Source organism: Glutamicibacter sp. NPDC088483 (genome assembly GCF_044753145.1).
Lineage (GTDB): Bacteria > Actinomycetota > Actinomycetes > Actinomycetales > Micrococcaceae > Glutamicibacter.
Genome location: NZ_JBIVMP010000008.1, coordinates 69806 through 89490, shown reverse-complemented (window position 1 = coordinate 89490; position 19685 = coordinate 69806). Strand labels below are relative to the sequence as shown.

General features: G+C 61.2%; 15 protein-coding genes and 1 pseudogene. 6 read left to right on the top strand and 10 right to left on the bottom strand.

Annotated elements, in window-relative coordinates; translation table 11 throughout:
- Positions 1 to 126 precede the first annotated feature (126 nt).
- Positions 127 to 696: a helix-turn-helix domain-containing protein gene (locus tag ACIP6G_RS16750; RefSeq protein WP_332489157.1), complete on the top strand. Its 570-nt coding sequence runs from the start codon at positions 127 to 129 to the stop codon at positions 694 to 696.
- Between the two features lie 49 nt (positions 697 to 745).
- Here ACIP6G_RS16750 and ACIP6G_RS16745 read toward each other — a convergent pair whose 3' ends face one another.
- Positions 746 to 2083 carry an MFS transporter gene (locus tag ACIP6G_RS16745; RefSeq protein ID WP_133833190.1) on the bottom strand — a complete coding sequence of 446 codons (1338 nt, stop codon included), beginning with the start codon at positions 2081 to 2083 and terminating at the stop codon, positions 746 to 748.
- Between the two features lie 187 nt (positions 2084 to 2270).
- On the opposite strand from ACIP6G_RS16745, the gene ACIP6G_RS16740 reads away from it, so the two are divergent.
- Both ACIP6G_RS16740 and purH read left to right on the top strand, forming a co-directional pair.
- Positions 2271 to 3008, top strand: a complete 738-nt coding sequence (locus ACIP6G_RS16740) for a hypothetical protein (RefSeq protein WP_332489158.1) — start codon at positions 2271 to 2273, stop codon at positions 3006 to 3008.
- Between the two features lie 97 nt (positions 3009 to 3105).
- Positions 3106 to 4776, top strand: a complete 1671-nt coding sequence (gene purH, locus ACIP6G_RS16735; protein WP_332595201.1) for a bifunctional phosphoribosylaminoimidazolecarboxamide formyltransferase/IMP cyclohydrolase — start codon at positions 3106 to 3108, stop codon at positions 4774 to 4776.
- 179 nt (positions 4777 to 4955) lie between these two features.
- Here purH and ACIP6G_RS16730 read toward each other — a convergent pair whose 3' ends face one another.
- The gene (locus tag ACIP6G_RS16730; protein ID WP_166650681.1) at positions 4956 to 5132 is read right to left on the bottom strand and encodes a hypothetical protein; all 177 of its coding nucleotides are present in this window, start codon (positions 5130 to 5132) and stop codon (positions 4956 to 4958) included.
- On the opposite strand from ACIP6G_RS16730, the gene ACIP6G_RS16725 reads away from it, so the two are divergent.
- Together ACIP6G_RS16725 and ACIP6G_RS16720 are read left to right on the top strand one after the other, a co-directional pair.
- A complete protein-coding gene (locus ACIP6G_RS16725) occupies positions 5131 to 6348 on the top strand; it encodes an NRAMP family divalent metal transporter (RefSeq protein WP_400291386.1) in 1218 nt (405 codons plus the stop codon). The two genes, ACIP6G_RS16730 and ACIP6G_RS16725, sit on opposite strands and share 2 nt — an antisense overlap.
- Positions 6349 to 6361: 13 nt before the next feature.
- Positions 6362 to 7171 carry a putative hydro-lyase gene (locus tag ACIP6G_RS16720; protein WP_365945763.1) on the top strand — a complete coding sequence of 270 codons (810 nt, stop codon included), beginning with the start codon at positions 6362 to 6364 and terminating at the stop codon, positions 7169 to 7171.
- Positions 7172 to 7287: 116 nt separating this feature from the next.
- Here the strand turns inward: ACIP6G_RS16720 and ACIP6G_RS16715 are convergent, their stop codons facing one another.
- The 7 genes from ACIP6G_RS16715 to ACIP6G_RS16685 form a co-directional block, all read right to left on the bottom strand.
- The gene (locus ACIP6G_RS16715; protein ID WP_365945764.1) at positions 7288 to 8283 is read right to left on the bottom strand and encodes an adenosine deaminase; all 996 of its coding nucleotides are present in this window, start codon (positions 8281 to 8283) and stop codon (positions 7288 to 7290) included.
- 396 nt (positions 8284 to 8679) lie between these two features.
- A complete protein-coding gene (locus tag ACIP6G_RS16710; protein ID WP_365945765.1) occupies positions 8680 to 9354 on the bottom strand; it encodes a GntR family transcriptional regulator in 675 nt (224 codons plus the stop codon).
- A 52-nt stretch (positions 9355 to 9406) separates the two neighbouring features.
- Complete coding sequence (locus tag ACIP6G_RS16705) at positions 9407 to 11146, bottom strand: biotin carboxylase N-terminal domain-containing protein (RefSeq protein WP_365945766.1); 1740 nt, start codon at positions 11144 to 11146, stop codon at positions 9407 to 9409.
- 9 nt (positions 11147 to 11155) lie between these two features.
- Positions 11156 to 12760, bottom strand: a complete 1605-nt coding sequence (locus ACIP6G_RS16700; protein ID WP_365945767.1) for a carboxyltransferase domain-containing protein — start codon at positions 12758 to 12760, stop codon at positions 11156 to 11158.
- Positions 12757 to 13515 carry a 5-oxoprolinase subunit PxpA gene (locus ACIP6G_RS16695; RefSeq protein WP_365945768.1) on the bottom strand — a complete coding sequence of 253 codons (759 nt, stop codon included), beginning with the start codon at positions 13513 to 13515 and terminating at the stop codon, positions 12757 to 12759. Before ACIP6G_RS16695 ends, ACIP6G_RS16700 begins: the two co-directional genes overlap by 4 nt.
- Positions 13516 to 13740: 225 nt before the next feature.
- A complete protein-coding gene (locus tag ACIP6G_RS16690; protein ID WP_365945769.1) occupies positions 13741 to 13890 on the bottom strand; it encodes a hypothetical protein in 150 nt (49 codons plus the stop codon).
- A 165-nt stretch (positions 13891 to 14055) separates the two neighbouring features.
- Positions 14056 to 15741 (bottom strand): formate--tetrahydrofolate ligase, encoded by a 1686-nt coding sequence (locus tag ACIP6G_RS16685; protein ID WP_400291383.1) that lies wholly within the window; start codon positions 15739 to 15741, stop codon positions 14056 to 14058.
- A 778-nt stretch (positions 15742 to 16519) separates the two neighbouring features.
- On the opposite strand from ACIP6G_RS16685, the gene ACIP6G_RS16680 reads away from it, so the two are divergent.
- Complete coding sequence (locus ACIP6G_RS16680; RefSeq protein WP_400291381.1) at positions 16520 to 17071, top strand: hypothetical protein; 552 nt, start codon at positions 16520 to 16522, stop codon at positions 17069 to 17071.
- A 444-nt stretch (positions 17072 to 17515) separates the two neighbouring features.
- On the opposite strand, the pseudogene ACIP6G_RS16675 reads toward ACIP6G_RS16680, so the two are convergent.
- Positions 17516 to 18951, bottom strand: a pseudogene (locus ACIP6G_RS16675) (IS1380 family transposase).
- Positions 18952 to 19685: the final 734 nt, after the last annotated feature.

Genomic DNA, 19685 nt, shown 5'->3' with positions numbered 1-19685 from the left:
GCGGGGAGCAAACTTTTAGTTCTGGAAAGTTGATTTCCGCTTCGTCAGAGCACTGCCTGTCCGCTATCGTGAAATCGTCAGGTGGCAAGTCGTGCGCCAGAATTTCCTTCAGATCGGATTCCACTCATGCGTTCAGATGCTCTTCGGCGACGTGAGAACATCCTTCGAGCAGCTCGTGAATTATTTGCAGAACACGGCGCCCAGATTGCGATGGAAACTATTGCAGAGGCCAGCGGAGTGGGCATCGGCACACTGTATCGAAACTTTGCTGACCGGAATGCGCTGGTTGAAGAAGTCACCCTCGGCACGCTTGGGGATATCCGAATCGCTTCCCAATCAGCGGTTCAGCGGCTTGAAGACGGCGACACGGACGCTTGGGAAGTTCTGCTTGGCACGCTGGTCCAGCAGAATCTCGGGGCACTGAGCGAAGCGCTCGGGCTGCAACTGCCAAAGAAGATCAGCCCCCGCATTCTGGAGGTCCAGGCAGAGGCCGGCCAGTCCCTGCACTCCGCCTTGGACTTGGCCAAAAACGCGAATTTGGTACGCAAAGACGTAACGGAGATAGAACTGATTGCCACCATCGGGGCCATGACCCGTCCACTGCCGCGGGCCTTCAGCAAGAGCCAGCCTGGTTTGGAGGACCGCATCGTGCAGATCATGCGCGATGGCTTGCGCCCGCAAACTACGCAGGACTAGCAAATGCCAGCACCAGAAGGTGCTGGCATTCGCCGCTGGCCGATGATCCTTAATCCAAACTCATGCCGCGCGTTTCTGGAGCGAATCGCGCCATGAAGACGACGGCTACCAGCACCAGCGCAGTCGCGCCGGCAAAGAGCCAGCCCAGCCCGACCACTGGCCACAGCGCCGCGAAGAGCAGGGGACCGAAGCCGGCGGCAAAGCGGGACATGGTCGAGGCCCAGCCGAAACCGCTGGCGCGCAATTCGGTGGGGTACAGCTCGGAAACATAGGCATACAGCACCGGAATAGCGACCTGGACCACCACGCCGAAGACCAGCACCCAGGCAATCGCGGTCGCTGGGATATGCAGGTTCTGGGCTACGATCACAAGCACGATGCCTGAGATTGGCGCGGAGATCGCCAACAGCCATTTACGGCCAACCCGCTCCACCAGCAATGCTGCCAGAACAACGCCCACCAGCCCCATCAGGGCCATCACCGCGGTAGCGAAGAACGACGCTGACTGGGCCATTCCGGCCTCGGTCAGAATCGATGGCAACCAGGTCAATGCCAGGTAGTAGACCAGCAAAATGGTCATGAACAGCAGCCAGCTGGTGGCGGTGATCTTCCAGGAGTACCGCCACAGCGAGGCGACCTGCTCCCACCAGCGCGGAGCCTTTTCCAATTCCACAGGTGCAATTACGTACTCGCGCTCAGTGGCCCCGGTGCGTTCCACGAGCTGGTCGATGACCGCACGGGCCTCGGCGTCGCGGCCCTTGGCTGCCAAGAACAGCGGGGATTCGGGCATGGAGCGCCGTACCAGGTACACCATGAACGCGGGCAGGATCATGACCGCCAGGATCAGCCGCCAATTATCGGCGGTGGCCATCACCCACCCCGAAACGAAGAAGGACAGTGCCGCGCCCACCGGCCACCAGCCATCCATGGCGGTGAGCACGCGTCCGCGCAGCTTGGCAGGGGTGAACTCGCCGACGAGCGCATAGTCCACCGGGATGCAGCCTCCCAGGCCGACGCCGGCCAGGAAGCGGAAGGCGACGAAGAAGCCGAAATTCGGAGACAGCGCGCCGAGGATGGTGAATAGCGAGAACATCAGAAGCGTCAGGCTGAAGGCGTTCTTGCGTCCATAGCGGTCGGCGATCCCGCCCCAGAGGAAGGCGCCCAGGGCCATGCCCACCAGATTGGAAGTGCCCAGCAAGGCCGCGGTGGGACGGTCAAGCCCCCACTCTTCGGCGACCAATGGAATCAACGCGCCGTTGAGGGTCACGTCCCAGGCATCGAACATGAATCCGAGTCCGCCGATAATGAAAATGGTGCCCTGCACCTTCCATTTGAACGGCAGCTCTTGCACGATCGATGTGCCAGAAGGCAGGGGTGCGGAAGACACAGTGGTGCACCTTTCGGTGTGCGAGCAGAAATGGTTTGTACCGCGTGAAGCATAGCCGAAAACCAGGTTCCAGGTGTAGCTCTCTACGCTTCTTCTCCCGCCACGTCAAGGCCTGTTGTCTGCGCCGGCAAGGGGGTAATCTCTGGACATGGGAGTAGATTGGACCGCTCTCGAAGAGGCTATACGGGTGACTGCCCTTCGACACGCAGCGGAAGTGATAGCTGGACACCCCGACCAGGACTTCTATGCCATTGCCTTGCATGGAGTCAGCACCGAGGAAAGCGAAAGCATCGCCATGCCGTTGCTGGCCTTGAACTCGGTGCAGGCCCTGGAACGAGATCGCCTCACGGAGTCTCGCGAGCAATTGGTGGAACGCGGTGAAGATGCCGATGAGCCTGCCGATTACGAGGACCGCCCCGATGCCGAAGGCGATGGAAGCCTTGAACCTGAAACCGTCACATTGGAAGACGATTCGCTGCTGATCACGGATTCCGATGATGAAGACGAAGACCAACCGGATGACGAGGATTCCGACGGGGAAGATCTCGACGACGTCTTGGCCTCCTTGGAAGCGGATCTGGAAGAAAGCGACGAGGAGAGCTTCTACTCGGATAAGTGGGAACCCAGCGAATGGCACTGGTCATCCATTGATTTATGCGAAGATCCCGCGGCCACGCTATGGTCCGAGGCGATGACCGGACTGGCAGCGCGTGATGGCTGGGAACCTACTATCAAGCGCTACTATCACACGCTGGTTGCGGTAGCCCGGTCGTTGCGCGAAGAGTTGGGCGATCGGACCAAGGCAGATCTCGTGGCCTATGTCGCAGATGAAGAACATGCAGAGAAACTTCTGCAGCTTTGCCTGACTGACAAGCAGCTTTCTTCATATTTCCCGCAGCTTTCCTCATTGCCGGAAGGGGCTTGACACGAACTGAAATTCCGGTGCCTTCCTTGGTTAGAATGAAGGCGGTGGCCTCTGCGCTGCCCGCCCCATTCATTCTCACCGCCGGGAGAAAAATTTCGTGAGTAAGACCGTGCTGGACAAAGTCGCTATCCGTCGCGCACTGATTTCCGTCTATGACAAGACCGGCTTGGAGGAGCTGGCCGCTGGATTGCACGCCGCAGGCGTGCAGCTGGTATCCACCGGCTCCACGGCCAAGAAGATCGCTGCCGCTGGAATTCCCGTGACCGAGGTCGAGCAGGTGACCGGTTCCCCTGAAATGCTCGATGGCCGCGTCAAGACCCTGCACCCGCGCATCCACGGCGGCATCCTTGCGGACCGACGCGTCACCGAGCACATGGATACCCTGTCCTCGATGGATATCGAGCAGATCGACCTGGTAGTGGTGAACTTGTACCCCTTCGTGCAGACCGTCGCCTCGGGTGCCTCGCAGGATGAAGTTGTCGAGCAGATCGATATCGGGGGCCCAGCCATGGTCCGCTCGGCAGCGAAGAACCACGCCGCCGTTTCCATCGTGGTTGATCCAGTTTTCTACCCGCAGGTCATCTCCGCAGCAGCCGAGGGCGGCTTCGATCTGAAGACCCGCCAGCGCCTGGCCGCCAAGGCCTACGCTCACACCGCAGCCTACGACACCGCGGTAGCTTCGTGGACCGCAAGCCAGTTCCTGGATGAGGACGGCGACGGCGTCATCGACTGGCCAGCCTACGCAGGCGTGGCCCTGCAGCGTGCCGATGTGCTGCGCTACGGCGAAAACCCGCACCAGCAGGCAGCGCTCTACGTTGACGAAGCCGCTCCAGCCGGCATCGCCCAGGCTGATCAGCTGCACGGCAAGCCAATGAGCTACAACAACTACGTGGATGCAGATGCTGCACTGCGTGCCGCCTACGACTTCGAGAAGCCGGCTGTGGCTGTGGTCAAGCACGCCAACCCTTGCGGTGTGGCCGTCGCTTCGGATGACGCTGCAGATCCAATCGCTGACGCGCACCGCAAGGCCCACGCTACCGACCCGGTGTCCGCATTCGGCGGCGTCATCGCCGCCAACCGCACGGTCACCAAGGAAATGGCAGAAACCGTCAAGGGCATCTTCACCGAGGTAGTCATTGCCCCGGACTTCGAGGCCGAAGCCGTGCAGATCCTCTCGGCCAAGAAGAACATCCGCCTGCTGGCCCTGCCAGAAGGCTACGGCCGGAACAAGAACGAGTTCCGCCAGGTAAGCGGTGGCATGCTGGTCCAGGCCGGCGACAAGATCGACGCCGAGGGCGACAACCCGGGGAACTGGACCCTTGCTGCCGGCGAAGCAGCTGACGCTGCTACCTTGGCAGACCTGGAATTCGCCTGGAGCGCCGTGCGCGCTGCCAAGTCCAACGCGATTCTGCTGGCCAAGAATGGTGCAGCAACGGGCATCGGCATGGGCCAGGTCAACCGCATCGACTCCTGCAAGCTGGCCGTGGAACGTGCCAACACCCTGGGCGTGAAGGTCGAGTCCGGCGCGGATGCAGCCGGTGGCGCTGAGAACGCTGACGCGGCTGCTTCGGAACAGCGTGCCGTGGGCTCCGTGGCCGCTTCGGATGCTTTCTTCCCCTTCGCCGACGGCCTGCAGATCCTGATCGATGCCGGCGTGAAGGCTGTCGTGCAGCCCGGTGGTTCGGTGCGCGATGAGGAAGTCATCGCGGCAGCGAACGAAGCCGGTATCACGATGTACTTCACCGGTGCACGCCACTTCTTCCACTAAACCCGATTAGTGCCCCGCGGCCGCGGTCCCGGCGAATTATCGCTGTGACCGCGGCCGTGGTGTTTTAAGTGCCGAATCAAGATGGAACCTTCCGGTTGCGCTGACGCGAGCCACTTGATGGAAAGAATTTTCGAGGAGTCCAGTGGGTTGCTGGGCCTCGAGTATATTTTGGGAATTTGCTAGTCAGCGCTCAGCACCAAAACGAATAAATGGTGATTTGCAATGGGATCGGAGGAGGCCTGCAAAGTAAATTGTTCAACAACCTGTTGCCAGAGTTGTTCAACAACCTGTAAAGTCTTGTCCATCACATTGACCTTGTGACGGTTGTCACCACTATCGCATTGGAACGTCATCATGGCACTTCCTGAGTCAACATCCCAAAGCAGCAAGGCGCGGCGCACGGCGCTCCTAGGCGCCATGTTCCTGATGGCCACCAGCGCCATTGGACCGGGCTTCATTACCCAGACCACAGAATTCACGGTCCAAATCGGCGCGGCCTTCGCCTTCGCCATTGTCGTCTCCATCCTTGTGGACATCGCGGTCCAGCTGAACGTCTGGCGCGTGATCGGGGTATCCGGAATGCGTGCCCAGGAACTGGGCAACAGAGTCGTCCCTGGCATCGGTTGGGTACTGGCCGCACTGGTATTCATCGGCGGCATGGTCTTCAACATCGGCAATATCGCCGGCACTGGCCTGGGCCTGAACGCCATGCTGGGTGTTGACGCCAAAATTGGCGGCGCCATCTCCGCGGCCATCGCCATCCTGGTCTTCCTTTCCAAGAAAGCCGGCATGGCATTGGACCGCATTGTGGTGATGCTGGGAGCCGTCATGATCCTGCTGATGTTGTACGTGGCAATTGTCGCCGCCCCACCGGTGGGCGATGCGATCCGCAACGTGGTACTCCCCGAGAAGATCGATTTCTTGATCATCACCACCCTGATCGGCGGCACCGTTGGCGGCTACATCACCTACGCCGGCGCCCACCGCATGATCGATTCGGGCACATCGGGCGTGGAGCATGTCAAGTCGATCTCCAACATCTCGACCCTGGCAATCATCGTCACCGGTGTCATGCGCGTACTGCTCTTCCTGGCGATCCTCGGCGTTGTGGCTGGCGGCGTAGCGCTGACCAGCGACAACAAGGCTGCCGAAGCTTTCGGCCACGCCGCCGGCCCCATCGGCATCCGTGCTTTCGGCATCATCCTCTGGGCTGCCGCGCTGACCAGTGTGATCGGTGCCGCCTACACTTCGGTTTCCTTCATCACCAAGCGCACCACCCCGGAGCGCACCCGCAACCTGATCACCGTGGCTTTCATCGTGGTCTGCGGGATCATCTACCTGTTCCTGGGCAAGGCGCCGGCAACCCTGCTGATCTTCGCCGGAGCCTTCAACGGTCTGATCCTTCCTGTGGGCTTCGCAGTACTGCTCTGGGTCGCATGGCGCCGCCGCGACCTGATGAACGGATACAACTACCCCAAGGCCCTGCTGGTCATCGGTGCCTTGACCTGGCTGCTCAGCGTCTACCTCGGCTGGAACTCGATTTCGGGTCTGGCAGCCCTCTGGAACGGCTAGGAGCCAAGCAATCATGAAGGACCTGAAGAGTCTCGGGCATTCCGAACGTGCGGCGATGGCCCCAAGCGAAGCCCGCGAATTGTTCCGTGCCGGGCAGGTGCTGCCTACCGCCGGGATCAGCGCTGGATATGCGCAGGCGAATCTGATCATCGTTCCCCAGGAGTTGGCCTTCGATGTGCTGCTCTTTGCCCAGCGCAACCCCAAGTCCTGCCCGATCCTCGGTGTCCTGGAGGCGGGGCAAACCAGCAACGGGTTGCTGGCAGGCGGGGACATCCGTACCGACGTGCCGAAGTACACGGTTTACGAAAACGGGGTCAAGGTGGATGAACCCACCGACCTGTCCATGTACTGGCGGGATGATCTGGTGACCTTCATTGTCGGCTGCTCGTTCACCTTCGAGAGCGCACTGATGGAAAGCGGCATTTCCATCGCGCATATCGACCAGGGCGTGAACGTGCCAATGTACAAGACCAATATCCGCTCGCAGTCGGCCGGAGCGATGTCCGGTCCGATGGTGGTCTCCATGCGTCCGATTCCTGCCTCGCAGGTTGCCGACGCGGTACGCATTACCTCGCGCTATCCAGCTGTGCACGGGGCTCCCGTGCATATCGGGAATCCCCAAGAGCTGGGCATAGCAGATCTGGGGTCACCGGACTTCGGAGATGCAGTGCAGATCCCGGAAGGGACGATTCCGGTGTTCTGGGCCTGCGGCGTCACGCCGCAGGCAGCCGTGATGGAGTCCCGCCCGGCCTTGGCCATCGGCCACGCACCGGGGCACATGCTCATCACGGATATCAGGGATTCCCAATACCAGGTTCCCTAGCTCATAGACCGAACGAGGCGGCCTCACCCCAAGGGGGCCGCCAAGTTTCCGCCAGGGCCTTTGGCCCTGGATCGAACGCGGTGGTCTTCCCCCAAGAGGCCGCCGCGTTCCCATGTCTAAAGGCTTTGCCGCTGAACCCAGGCCTGGACTTCGGCAAGCAGTACCTGCTTGGATTCTTCATCCAGGAATGCGGATTCAAAGGAATTCCTTGCCAGCGTAGCCAGCTGCCCGGTGCTGAAGTTGAAGCTTGCCATGAGCGAGGAAAAATTGGCATCCATGTATCCGCCGAAATAGGAAGGATCATCAGAATGCACCGAAACCTTCAAGCCCTTTTCGAGCATCTGCGGCAACGGATGATCGGCCATGGTGTCCACCGCACGCAAGCGGATGTTGGATAGCGGGCAGACAGTCAAAGGCATCTGCTCGTCGACCAAGCGCTGAACCAGCGTCGGGTCGTCCAGGCAACGGATGCCGTGGTCCACGCGCTCAACCTCCAGCAAGTCCAGCGCCTGCCAAATGTAGTCAGCAGGGCCTTCCTCGCCCGCATGGGCAACGACGTGCAGGCCGTAGGCGCGGGCATAGGCAAAGACTTCCTGGAACAGCTCGGGCGGGAAACCCACCTCCGAGGAATCCAGGCCGATGCCATCGATATCGTGCTTCTCGGCGACCAGCACCTTCATCAAGTCCATCGCTTCTTCCGCTGGGGCATGGCGCCAGAAGCACGCGATGAGCTTGTGGGAGATCCCCCAGCGTTCTGCGCCCTCGTCCAGACCGGAACGGATGCCGGCGATGACCTCGCCCATGCCCAGTCCGCGCTGGATGTGAGCCTGCGGATCGAAGAACAATTCTACATGACGCACGCCGGAGTCATGGGCACGTTGCAGGTAGGCCACGGTGATCTCGCGGAAGTCTCCAGCGGTGCGCAGGACCGCCATATTCGCATAGAACAGGTCGAGGAAGGACTGCAGATTGCTGAACTGGTACTTGGCACGCAGCTGGTCAACGGTGGCATAGGGCAGCTCAACACCGTTTTTTGCCGCCAGCGCCATGATCATTTCTGGCTCCAGCGTTCCCTCAAGGTGGATGTGCAATTCGGCTACAGGCAATTTCACGGGTCGTGCGACCTTCCAAGCAGGGGACGAGGGCCTAGGCCGTGATGAAACGGCGGTGGCGCGCAATGGTTTCGTTAAACCATACGTTGGCTATCTATGTGCTTGCTTGGCTTGTCCGTGCGTCGAGGAAACCCGCAGGGAGCTGGGTTTGCGGCTGCCCGCACCGGCAGGCAGGTGGCGGCGATAGCATCAAGGATCCGGAAAAAACCGGTGATCGCCGTGGAAATTCCGCGGGGCAAGCCCGGATTTGGACTCTGGGGCATCCGTGGAAAACAAGAGTGCGCAACCCGATGAGGCATGCGCTGGAAGCTGGCATTTGCCGCAAAGCAGTGAGGAATGCACGGCGCGGATGAGATGGAAATCGCAAGCGGAATGGGCCAAGGCCCTGCTCCATGCCTACTCCGAGCGTTGGGCGATGTGGCTGAGCAATTCAGCTTCAGCGGTGTCGAGATAGCCGCGCAGGGTCTGGGCGGCTTCCAAGCGCTTTCCGGCGCGGAGCATGGCCAGCAGATTCGCATTGCGCTCTACATAGTGCGAATGGAAATCCGGGGCGTCGCTCATGGCGTGGAAGACCAAGCGCATGCGGGCCAGCACGCGGCTCATCAGCTCCTGGAGCAGTTCGCTGTCGGAGGAGGCGACCAGCTGCTTGTGGAAGGCCTGATTGGCATTGGCCATCCGCGGCACGTCGCCGGCAGCCAGACCTGTGCGAGCCTCCTCGATGATCTTGCCCAACCGGTCCAGGTCGATGTCTTGGCCCCACGCCAGGCATGCCGGCTCGACGGTACGGCGCACCGCATAGATTTCCCGCACATCATCCGCATCCGGAGAAGCCACGAAAACACCCCGATTGGGGATCCGGGTGATGATCAGCTCGCTATTGAGCAAGGTGAAGCTCTCGCGCAAGGTATTGCGCGAGAGCCCCAACGATTCAGCCAGGGTCTGTTCGGAAAGCTTGTCACCGGGCAATAGCTCGCCTTCGGCAATGCGGCGGCGCAGCTCATTGGCAGCCCAGAGCCCGCTGTGCGCGTGAGGGGCCTTGGCTGGATGCGAGGTGCTGCTGGTGGCTTTCATGCTTCCAATTTATCCCAACTGGCTTGCGGGTACGGACTTCATGGCCTGGACGCTAGCCGATGGTGCCCAAGGTGTCGCCGCGGCGTACGGCTGACCCTGCGCTCAAGTCCGCTGCACGGAAGATGCCATCACGGTGCGCGGTGATGGTGGATTCCATCTTCATCGCCTCGACGATGGCAATGCTCTGCCCTTCGGCGACTGCACTGCCATCTTCTGCAGCGAAGCGGACGAGGTTCCCGTCCATGGTGCTGCGTACCGCGGCGGCATCGACCTGACCGGCAGCATCATCCTGGGTGGCGGCGGCGGTGCCGGCTCCCTGGGTATTGCGCAACGCGTTGGTCAGTGCAGCGGGAAGACCCAGCTGGACGGCCTTGCCGTCGAGCTCTATGGTGATGGTTTCGCGGCTGGTATCGCGCTGGTCCAGATCCATCTCGTCGCTGGCCTCCACCTCGTTGAGGAACTCGTCCTCGATCCACGTGGTGTAGACGCCCAGGGATTCGCCGTTGAACGCTTCGTGCTCGATGACGGCGCGGTGGAATGGCAGGACCGTGGGAACACCGGCAATGCTGATTTCTTCCAGTGCCAGGCGGGCACGGCGCAACGCCTGGTTCCGGTCGGCCCCGCGCACAATCAGCTTGGCGATCATCGAGTCGTAGAACGGCGGAATGACCGAGCCGCTGCGCACGCCCGAGTCCACGCGCACGCCGGCGCCGGTTGGCGCTTCGAACCGCTCCACGGTGCCGGGCGCAGGCAGGAAGCCGCGAGCCGGGTCCTCGGCATTGATGCGGAATTCGACGGCATGGCCGGTGGGCTGGGGGTCCTCGGTAATGGACAACGGCAGGCCATCGGCAATGCGGAACTGCTCGGCCACCAGATCGACGCCGGAAGTCTCCTCGGTGATCGGATGCTCCACCTGCAAACGGGTATTGACCTCCAAGAAGGAGATCAGACCGTCCTGGGCCACCAGGTATTCCACGGTGCCGGCCCCGACATATCCGGCTTCCTTGCAGATCGCCTTCGCGGACTGATGGATCCGGGTCCGCTGCTCATCGGTCAAGAACGGGGCAGGCGCCTCTTCCACCAGCTTCTGGTGGCGGCGCTGCAAGGAGCAGTCGCGGGTGCCGACGACCACCACATTGCCGCGGGTATCGGCCAGCACCTGGGCCTCGACGTGGCGCGGCTTGGCCAGGAAACGTTCCACGAAGCATTCGCCACGGCCAAAGGCCACGGTGGCTTCGCGGGTGGCGGACTCGAAAGCATCGGAGATCTCATCGAGCGAGTAGGCGATCTTGATGCCGCGGCCACCGCCGCCGAAGGCCGCCTTGATGGCGACCGGCACGCCGTACTCTTCAGCGAAGGCCCGCACCTCGCCGGCGTCCGCCGCCGGACCGTCGGTGCCCGGGGCCAGCGGCGCACCAGCGCGCACCGCGATCTGCCGGGCCGTGACCTTGTTGCCCAGTGCTTCGATGGCCGCGGGGGGCGGGCCAATCCAGCTCATGCCGGCTTCGATGACGGCGGTGGCGAAGTTCGCGTTCTCCGAGAGGAAACCGTAGCCGGGGTGCACCGCATCGGCGCCGCAGCGCTTGGCAATCTCGATGATCTTCTCGATATCCAGGTAGGTGTCCGCGCCGGTGGAACCGTGCAGCGGGTACGCTTCATCTGCGCGGCGCACGTGCAGGGCGTCGGCATCCGGGTCCGAGTAGATGGCTACCGACGAAATGTTTGCGTCGGTGGCCGCCCGGGCAATGCGGACCGCGATTTCGCCTCGGTTGGCGATGAGAACTTTTTTCATGGCAATTCCTTAGGCGTCTGATGCCGCGTGGCCGGCAGCGGGATGGAGTTCGAATCGAATTCTGCTTCCGGGCGGAAGCTGCGCGGCTGCGCTGAGGTCTTCGGCAATGACGGTGGCGATCACCGGATAGCCGCCGGTGACCGGGTGATCTGCGAGGAACAGCACCGGCAGGCCGGAGGGCGGCACCTGCAAGGATCCGCGGGCTACGCCTTCACTGGCCAGTTCCCCGGAGCGGACGCGCTGCAGCGGCTGCTGCCCGGTATCCAGGCGTACACCCACGCGGTTGGATTCGCTGGTGACATCCCAAATCTGGGCGGCGAGCTGGTCCAGGCCCGCCTGGCCAAACCAATCGGCACGCGGACCGGGCATGGCGCGCAGCGTGTACACGCCGTTACCGTCTGGGACCGGCAGGGTGCTCGGTTCGCTGTTGCCAACGATGTGGCCCAGATGCGGGCGGTTCACCGGCAGCATGCCTCCGGCTTGCAGAGGCTGGGGACCGACGCCGGAGAGGGTGTCGGTGGACAGCGAGCCGAGGACCGGTTCCTGCTCGATGGTGCCGCGCACCGCAAGGTAGCTGCGCAGTCCGCGGCCGGCGGGTTCAACCTCCAGGCGCTCGCCGTGCAGCAGCGCGAACGGTGCATTGGCCGCGGCCTGGCGCGGGGTGCGGACCTGGTCGTCTTCGGCCGGGGTGATCCAGAGTTCTGCTTCGGCGCCGGTGAGCGCCAGCACCTGGTCTTGCTCGGCTTCAACGGTGATGCGGCTGCCGAGGTTCTCGATCACGGCCTGGCCTGGTTGGTTGCCCACCAGACGGTTGGCCTGGTGGAAGGCGGCCGGGTCTGCGGCTCCTGCGACGCCAACTCCGAGGTTGCCGTAGCCGATGCGTCCGGCATCCTGGAGCAGGGACTGCAGGCCGGCGTCGATGATTTTCAGGCCACCGGCAAGTGCCTGCACTGATGCTTCGTCTTGTGCGGCGGGTGCTTGGCTCACCGATATTTTCCGGGTGGCTCGGACGAACTGCACGGTATCCTGCGGCCGGATCAATGCAGGATTTTCGCGCTGCAAATCCCACATTTGCAGATCGGTATGCCCAATCAGCTGCCAGCCTCCGGGGGATTGGCGCGGATAGACGGCCGAGTACTCACCGGCGAGCGCCACCGCTCCGGCGGGCACCTTGGTGCGCGGGGAGTCTCTGCGCGGGACATTCAAGTCCTGGCTTTCGCCGAGCAGATAGGCGAAGCCGGGAGCGAATCCGCCAAATACTGCACGCCACCTCTGGCTGGTGTGCGCATTGATCACAGCTTCGGTGCTCAGCCCGGTCAGCCCGGCCACGGCGGCGAGGTCTTCGCCATCGTAATTCACTGGTATTTCAACCAGCTTGCCCGCAGCGTGGAGTGCAGAAGCTACTTCAAGTTCTGGCAGTGCTGCCATGGCCCGTTCGGCGCTCTGCGCGGAATCGAATTTCAGCAGTACCGTTTGCGCGGCGGCCAAGAGGTCGCGCTGTCCGGACAGGGGAGAGGTTTCCAAGGCGGCGTTGAGCGCCAAGACAGCATCGAGCGAGTCCAGGTCGATGAGCAGATCATGGGAACCTGCCCGGTGAATGGCGCGGATGCTCACGCGAAGCTCCGGATCTGCACGCCGGCATGTTCCAGTCCTGCGCGCACGGCGCTGGCCATGGCCACTGCACCGGCAGTATCGCCGTGCAGGCAGATGCTCTCGGCTTCCATCTTGATGGTGCTGCCGTCCACGGCAACAATGGTGCCTTCGGTGGCCAGGCGGACCATGTTCTCGGTGACCTGCGCGGGGTCGTGCAATACGGCGTTGGATTCGCGGCGGGAGACCAGGGTGCCCTCGGGGGTGTAGTTGCGGTCGGCGAAGGCTTCTGCGACGCCGCGCAGGCCAGCGGCTTCGGCCTTTTGCAGGGCGACAGAACCTGGCAGCAGCAGGACCGGCAGGTCGGTGCCGAAGGCCTTGATGGCATCGATGACGGCCTGGGCATGCACCTGGTGGTGCACGATGGTGTTGTACAGGGCGCCGTGCGGCTTGACGTACTTGATTTCGCTGCCTGCGGCGCGTGCCAGGGCTTGCAGGGCTCCAAGCTGGTAGAGGACGTCATCGGCCAATTCGGTGGCCGAGCAGTCCAGGAAGCGTCGGCCGAAACCGGCCAGGTCGCGGTAGCCCACATGGGCTCCGATGGTGACGTTGGCGCTGACCGCATCGCGGCAGGTCTGGGCGATGGTGCTGGGGTCTCCAGCGTGGAACCCGCAAGCTACATTGGCCGAAGACACGGAGGTGAAGATGGCGGCGTCGTCGCCCATCGTCCAGTTGCCGAACGACTCGCCTACGTCTGAATTCAGGTCTATGTATGGCATTGTGATCCCCGTCTCGTGAATACCTCTTGGTAAAAGAATGCCCCACTTTCGGTAATTGTTCAACAATCTTGGCAGGGTTTTTGAGCATCGCTTCCCGGAATTCCGCTGGAGCGGTGCCCCCATCTGTCATCTGATCAGGCGTTTTGCACGTGGAATAGCAAAGCCCGAGGCCAGGAATCCTTGCGGAATCCTGGCCTCGGGCAGGTCTTGTGACTGGAGGTGCGGCTACTGGCCTTCTTCGCCGTCGGAATCTTCATGCCCGAACGGAATGGGCGCGTTCTGTGCCTCATCCGGATCAGGGACAGTAGTGTTCTCGCCCTCTGGGTCCGGAGTTTGAGCTGGACCTGTGGTTTCGTCGTGGTTTTCGGTTCCCATGGTTATTTCCCTTCATCCGTGCCTTGCTTGATTGCCAGCTAGCGGGTGCTGGTTCACATAGCCTAGCCGTGAATCGTGGTGAAATGCGGTGCGATCAGGGAATTACCATGTTCGCCCGCCGTGGAATCCTGGCACGCTGGCGGTACCCGCGGCCTTGCCTGGCCGCTAGGACAGCCCGATGGCGTTGCCGTGCTCGTCGACATCCATGTGCATGGCAGCTGGCACCCTCGGAAGGCCCGGCATCGTGGTGAGCGCCCCGGTGATGGCCACGATGAATCCGGCACCGGTCTTGGGGATCAGCTCGCGGACCTGCACGGTGAATCCGCGGGCGGCGCCTAGCAGCTGCGGGTCATCGGAGAAGGAGTACTGGGTTTTGGCGATGCAGACCGGCAGGTGCGACCAGCCATTGTCGTGGATCTGCTGGAGCATCCTCCGGGCCTTGGGGGAGTACTCGACGCCTTCGCCGCCGTAGACGCCGCGCACCAGGGTCAGGATCTTGTCTTCGACCGGCTGCTGCAGCTCGTACAGCGGGGCAAAATTGCCCGGTTCCCCGATGATCCGCAGCACCATGGCGGCCAGCTCGCCTGCTCCGGAGCCGCCCTGGCCCCAGACATCGGCGATGGCGCAGGCAATGCCCTGCTGTTTTGCCCAGCCGGTGACCGCTTCCAGCTCGGCATCGGTATCCGTGGTGAAGCGGTTGATGGCGATCACTGGCTGGATGCCGAACTTCGAGACGATCGAGGCGTGGCGTTCCAGGTTCGGCAGCCCGGCCCGCACGGCCTCGACGTTTTCTTCCCCCAGCTCCTCCTTGGGCACCGAACCATGCATCTTCAGTGCGCGGACGGTGGCGACAATGACCACCGTGTCCGGCGGGCACCCGGCGTAGCGGGCCTTGATGTCCATGAATTTCTCGGCGCCCAGATCGGTGCCGAAGCCGGCTTCGGTCACCACCACGTCGGCCAGTGCGCGGGCGGTGTTGGTGGCGATGGCCGAGTTGCAGCCGTGGGCGATGTTGGCAAAGGGCCCGCCGTGGATGAGCGCGGGAGTGCCCCCGATGCTCTGCACCAGGTTGGGCTTGATGGCTTCCTTGAGCAGCAGCGCCATCGCACCCGCCGCGCCCAGGTCATCGGCGGTGACCGGGGCCTTGGCGTAGGTGTATCCGACGGTGATCCTGCCCAATCGGGCGCGCAGGTCCGCCAGCCCGGTGGCCAGGCAGAAAACAGCCATGACCTCGGAGGCGGCGGTGATTTCGAAGCCAGTTTCGCGCGGCACCCCGTTGGCGGTACCGCCCAGGCCGATCACCACGTGGCGCAATGCGCGGTCGTTCATGTCCAGCACCCGCTTGAAGGTGATGGATCGCGGGTCGATGCCCAGCTCGTTGCCCTGCTGCAGGTGGTTGTCGAGCATGGCCATGAGAAGGTTGTTCGCACTGGTGATGGCGTGGAAATCCCCGGTGAAATGCAGATTGATCTCGTCCATGGGCAGCACCTGGGATTGGCCTCCGCCCGTGGCTCCGCCCTTCATCCCGAAGCTCGGGCCGACCGAGGGCTCGCGCAGCGCGATGATGGTCTTGGTCCCGGTGGCAGCCAGCGCGTCGCCCAGGCCCACCACCATGGTGGATTTGCCTTCCCCTGCCGGCGTCGGGGACATGCCGCTGACCAGGACGACTTTCCCGGGCCGGCTTCCGTTGGCCGGCAGCAGGGCGGGATCAATTTTGGCCTTGTACTTGCCGTAGGGCTCCAGCGCGTCCTGCGGGATTCCGGCCGCCTCGGCAATCCGGGAGATCGGCCTGAGCACTGCCCGCGAGGCAATGGCCAGATCGCTCATATCGGTTTCCGGCAATGCTGCCATGTTGCGTCCCCTGTCTGGCTGCCCGGTGACCCGGGGATGAGGAAGACCAAGGTTTCTGGTTTTCCCTGATTGGCCTTCAAGCTATCACCTTGCAGACAAGGCGAGAAGGTACACCTGGCAGAATGCACCGGCAGCACGTGGATCGGTACTTTACTGGGAACCAGAAGGGGCGTAAGTGGTGCGATCCCAAAAATAACTAATGGGCCATCACCTATGTCTGCCCCGCCGCTTCAAAAATTTGTGTATAAATCTTGACTTGTCGGATTCATATGGAAGAAATCGCGTTGCCATCGTGAGTGTAACAGGACCGCATCGTCCGATTGTCATCAGCACAAGTCAGACCTTCGAGCTGCGGAGTGATATACGAGTTAAGAATTGTGAAAACCGTAATCTCAAACGGCCGCATAAGCGCCCAATCGAGGCCAGAATCAGGGAGCAGCCCCCGCTGATAAAAGATCGTTGATCTGCTGGCGACATGTCAATTTAAAAGCCATTCAAGTCTTGCACTGCACTAGAGCAGGCTCATTCCCAACCCTGAAGAAGCTCCTGTTCTCAAAGCCTTCCAGGGAGTGAGCGCCACAAAGAGTAGGAACTCGCTGGCTTGGATAAGCTGCTTGACGTTCGTAAAGTCTCTCAGAAGCACCATGGCATCCCAAGGGTCCGCGCCTCTTTACTAAGGTATGTCGATTTTCCAAAAAAGATTGCTATATCTCTATCTTACTAGTAGCTTCTATTCGTGGACAGAATTCATCACTGAAAAATAGAAAGTCTGGATGCGATGTCGTTAGATCGACGGAATGTAGTTTTCAACCTTGCCCCAGTGGTTCTACTAGGGTTACTAGCGCCACAAGCAGCTAAACTAGGGCGCAATGAGCAAGCGGGCGACAAATTAACTTCACTATACGATTGCAATACCTGTGATCCGGATAGCAAAGATTTGCAGAACATCGAAGATTTCGAGCGTGCGTTTGAAGAATTCGGTTCAGTCTCGGATATTGAGATTGCCCAGATGGCTAAGCGTCAGAAGCGATTGAATGATCTGGGTGTAATGCAACCCGCAGGGTTACCGCTCCCTGGCCCAGCTGCTATTGTAAGTTGCGCGTTAACTGCAGCCTGGGTTTTCCGAAAAGGCGTTTCCAAGAACCAAGTAATCATGCAGGTCACGGAAGTGATTGTTGGCTGTGTTGGAATTCCTGCAACGTCTTGGGTTTTGGTCCGTGTCGCACGTTTGGTTTGGAAGTATAGGAAGAAGATTGCCGCAGCACTGGCTGCTGTTGGTCTGACAGCAGCACAACTCGCTCCGATTCGCAATGCTCCATACCCGGGATAGCGTGGGAGCTACTGGTTCAGACAGGAGTTGCCTAATATGAGATGGGCTCGCAAACTCGTAGTTCGTCGGGTCGCTTTGTATCTTACGATATCTATCCTCGGTCTTTCGGTGTTGACTGGTGTTTATTGCGCGCTGGCTAACCGTCATTTCCTTGAAGTGTTAGAGAACCTCTGGATAGCGTTCGCATTTGCACTCGTAACTGCAGCTTTAACCGCAGTTAAAGACCATCGCAATGACAAAGAAGAGTTGTGAGAATCGAGATCAGCTAACCCAACTTTTTCATGACGGTCCGGAAACCCACCTACGACTGGCGTAAGCCACGCACTGGTGGGTTTCCGCATTTGCGGGCACGACGAAGAGCGCCACCCGCTGGCGCATGCACCGGCCACCACCCACCGAAAACTGCATTGCCGTTGAAGGAATCAGGGACCGGACGCCAGCGGCTCAGGCTGCCAAGTGCCCGTCTCGCCACCTGCCAGCCAGCCTGCTGATCCGCTCCTGCAACAACAGCACCAGACCCGCTTCTGGTGCGTCCTGGTTGACCAGTATTCGCGGCCTTCGGCTGCCGGTCACCAGCTTCCCGGCCAGCGACCAGATACGATACCGCCACCGCTTCAAATCCCAACTGACGGCGGCATGCTCGGCCGGCAGCACCGCCAGCTGCAGCCATGTCACCAGGTTCAAAGCGAACATCGCCAGATTCGCCCAGGCCTGGTTCGCGCCGAACGCGAAAAACGGCAACTTGCCCAACCCGGCAGCCTTCAACGACTTGATCCGGTTCTCGCACCGGCCCCGCGCCCGATGCCGCACGTCCAAGAACGCCGGATCAAACCGAGGAGCATTGGTCAAGAATGCGGTCACCCGATTCCCGTCGGTATCGAACAGGTTGGCCTTCGCCCCGGGATGCAAGGGCTCGGCCCGCAAATAGATCCTGGTGCCCGGCGGATAATCCCTCAACCCCAAGATCTTGGTCGCGTCGATCACCCACGCATCCTCACGAATCTTGCCGGTGGCGGTGAGTGCCGGCTCCCAATACTTCTTCTCGTTGATCCATCCGATGAACCGCTCATTGACCACGGGCAGCGCGTACGAGGTGGAGAACTGCAAACCCAGGGCATGCAAGTGGTGCAAAAATTCGCGGGACGCCCCAGCACTATCGGTGCGGACCAGGATCTTCTCACCGATCAGGCACCCATCCTGGTCATAGAAATCATCAGGCAACTGGGCCAACGCCTCGGTGAGGATGCTGATATGGTCCGCCGCGGAATTCGCTCCCTTGTTGCCGGGGCGCATCCTCACCGCCAGCACCTCCCCGGTGCCATGGCCCTGGCCGTAATCGGCCATGGCGATCATCGGAGTGAACCCGTACCCGCGCTTGTAAGTGCCTTTGGCGCCTTCCTTGTCGGAGTGCACATGCACCAATGAGGCATCGATATCCAAGATGAGCGGGTTGGCGCGGGTTGTCCGCACGGCCGGGCTGCGCCGGCCAGCAGCGGCCCAGAGCCGGGAACGGACCTCCCTTTGCATGGTCGCGAAGGCTAGTCGAACGCGCCGGGATGCTCGGCGAGGCGGGTGAAGAAGCGGCTGAACGTTGATTCGGAAGCCACCGACCCGAACACGCCTCGGGCAACGCGTAGCTGGTCGGTGTCGGTGACGTGCTCCCCGCCAGCGGCGAGGGTCAGCACCAGGCCGCTGATCATTTTCCCTGGACGGTGGGTCGCGGTGGCGGGGACGAACTGGCCGAGCCGGTCCTCGGCCAGTTGCCGGAACCCGAGGCTGTTGAGCAGGCCGGTCAGCGTGGACAGCCCAGCATGGGACACCAGATTCTGGGATATGGTCACGGTTGGGAGCTGCGGGTAAAGACCGGTATGATTATTCACTGAAAGAGTGATCCTTGAACTCATGGAATTTTGGCTTAGACACCTTTATTTTCCCAGTTCAAATCACTCTTTCGTCTTTAATGACAGTTAATTACGGCACCCATCATGAAACACCCGGGCTAAGCTGACTGCAGTAACGGCAGCGATTACCTGACTTTAGCAATCACGATCATGAACACAGTCTATTTACGCCTTTGCTACTTCATGATCACAATAGGGGGCTTCTGCTTTCCATGACTCGAGTCGATTTTTAGCTCTTCGCTGATGTTGTGCGTGCGGTCATGCTCCGAGCCTGTTTTCTGTTTCGATGGCGTAGGTCTTATCCTTCGTTCTCGCGTTTTCCGATGAATGAATGCTTAACGGCGCACGACCCGGTTCTACCATTAGTTGCCTCCAATAAATGGTCCGCTCAGGCTGTATTGAACTGCCTAGCTGGCGCATGATTGGAGCACGCTGGGCAATGGTGACCGAGGTCGGGTGGTTATCTGTTTCTAGACATTTCGTCATTCTTGTCGTTTGCCCACTATCTTCCGATGTGTAAGGACGGCCTGCCTTGCGGAGTCGGCTTAGCGCCTCGGCACGTTCCCGGCCGGTAGAAAAGCATTCATAGGACAAATGAAGCCCGAGCGGTGTAATGCCAAAAGGAATTCCACCGCTCGGGCTGATTGCTCTCTTATCTGGGCCATCTGCCGCTGGTCCGGGTGCCAGCGCTCCCGCCCTCCAGGCCTTGAGGG

Bases quoted from the DNA above. Each gene is read 5' to 3' on its own strand.
- ACIP6G_RS16720 (WP_365945763.1), top strand. From the start codon at position 6,362: ATGAAGGACCTGAAGAGTCTCGGGCATTCCGAACGTGCGGCGATGGCC.
- ACIP6G_RS16725 (WP_400291386.1), top strand. From the start codon at position 5,131: ATGGCACTTCCTGAGTCAACATCCCAAAGCAGCAAGGCGCGGCGCACG.
- ACIP6G_RS16690 (WP_365945769.1), bottom strand. From the start codon at position 13,890: ATGGGAACCGAAAACCACGACGAAACCACAGGTCCAGCTCAAACTCCG.
- ACIP6G_RS16750 (WP_332489157.1), top strand. From the start codon at position 127: ATGCGTTCAGATGCTCTTCGGCGACGTGAGAACATCCTTCGAGCAGCT.
- ACIP6G_RS16730 (WP_166650681.1), bottom strand. From the start codon at position 5,132: ATGATGACGTTCCAATGCGATAGTGGTGACAACCGTCACAAGGTCAAT.
- ACIP6G_RS16685 (WP_400291383.1), bottom strand. From the start codon at position 15,741: ATGGCAGCATTGCCGGAAACCGATATGAGCGATCTGGCCATTGCCTCG.
- ACIP6G_RS16695 (WP_365945768.1), bottom strand. From the start codon at position 13,515: ATGCCATACATAGACCTGAATTCAGACGTAGGCGAGTCGTTCGGCAAC.
- ACIP6G_RS16705 (WP_365945766.1), bottom strand. From the start codon at position 11,146: ATGAAAAAAGTTCTCATCGCCAACCGAGGCGAAATCGCGGTCCGCATT.
- ACIP6G_RS16680 (WP_400291381.1), top strand. From the start codon at position 16,520: ATGTCGTTAGATCGACGGAATGTAGTTTTCAACCTTGCCCCAGTGGTT.
- ACIP6G_RS16710 (WP_365945765.1), bottom strand. From the start codon at position 9,354: ATGAAAGCCACCAGCAGCACCTCGCATCCAGCCAAGGCCCCTCACGCG.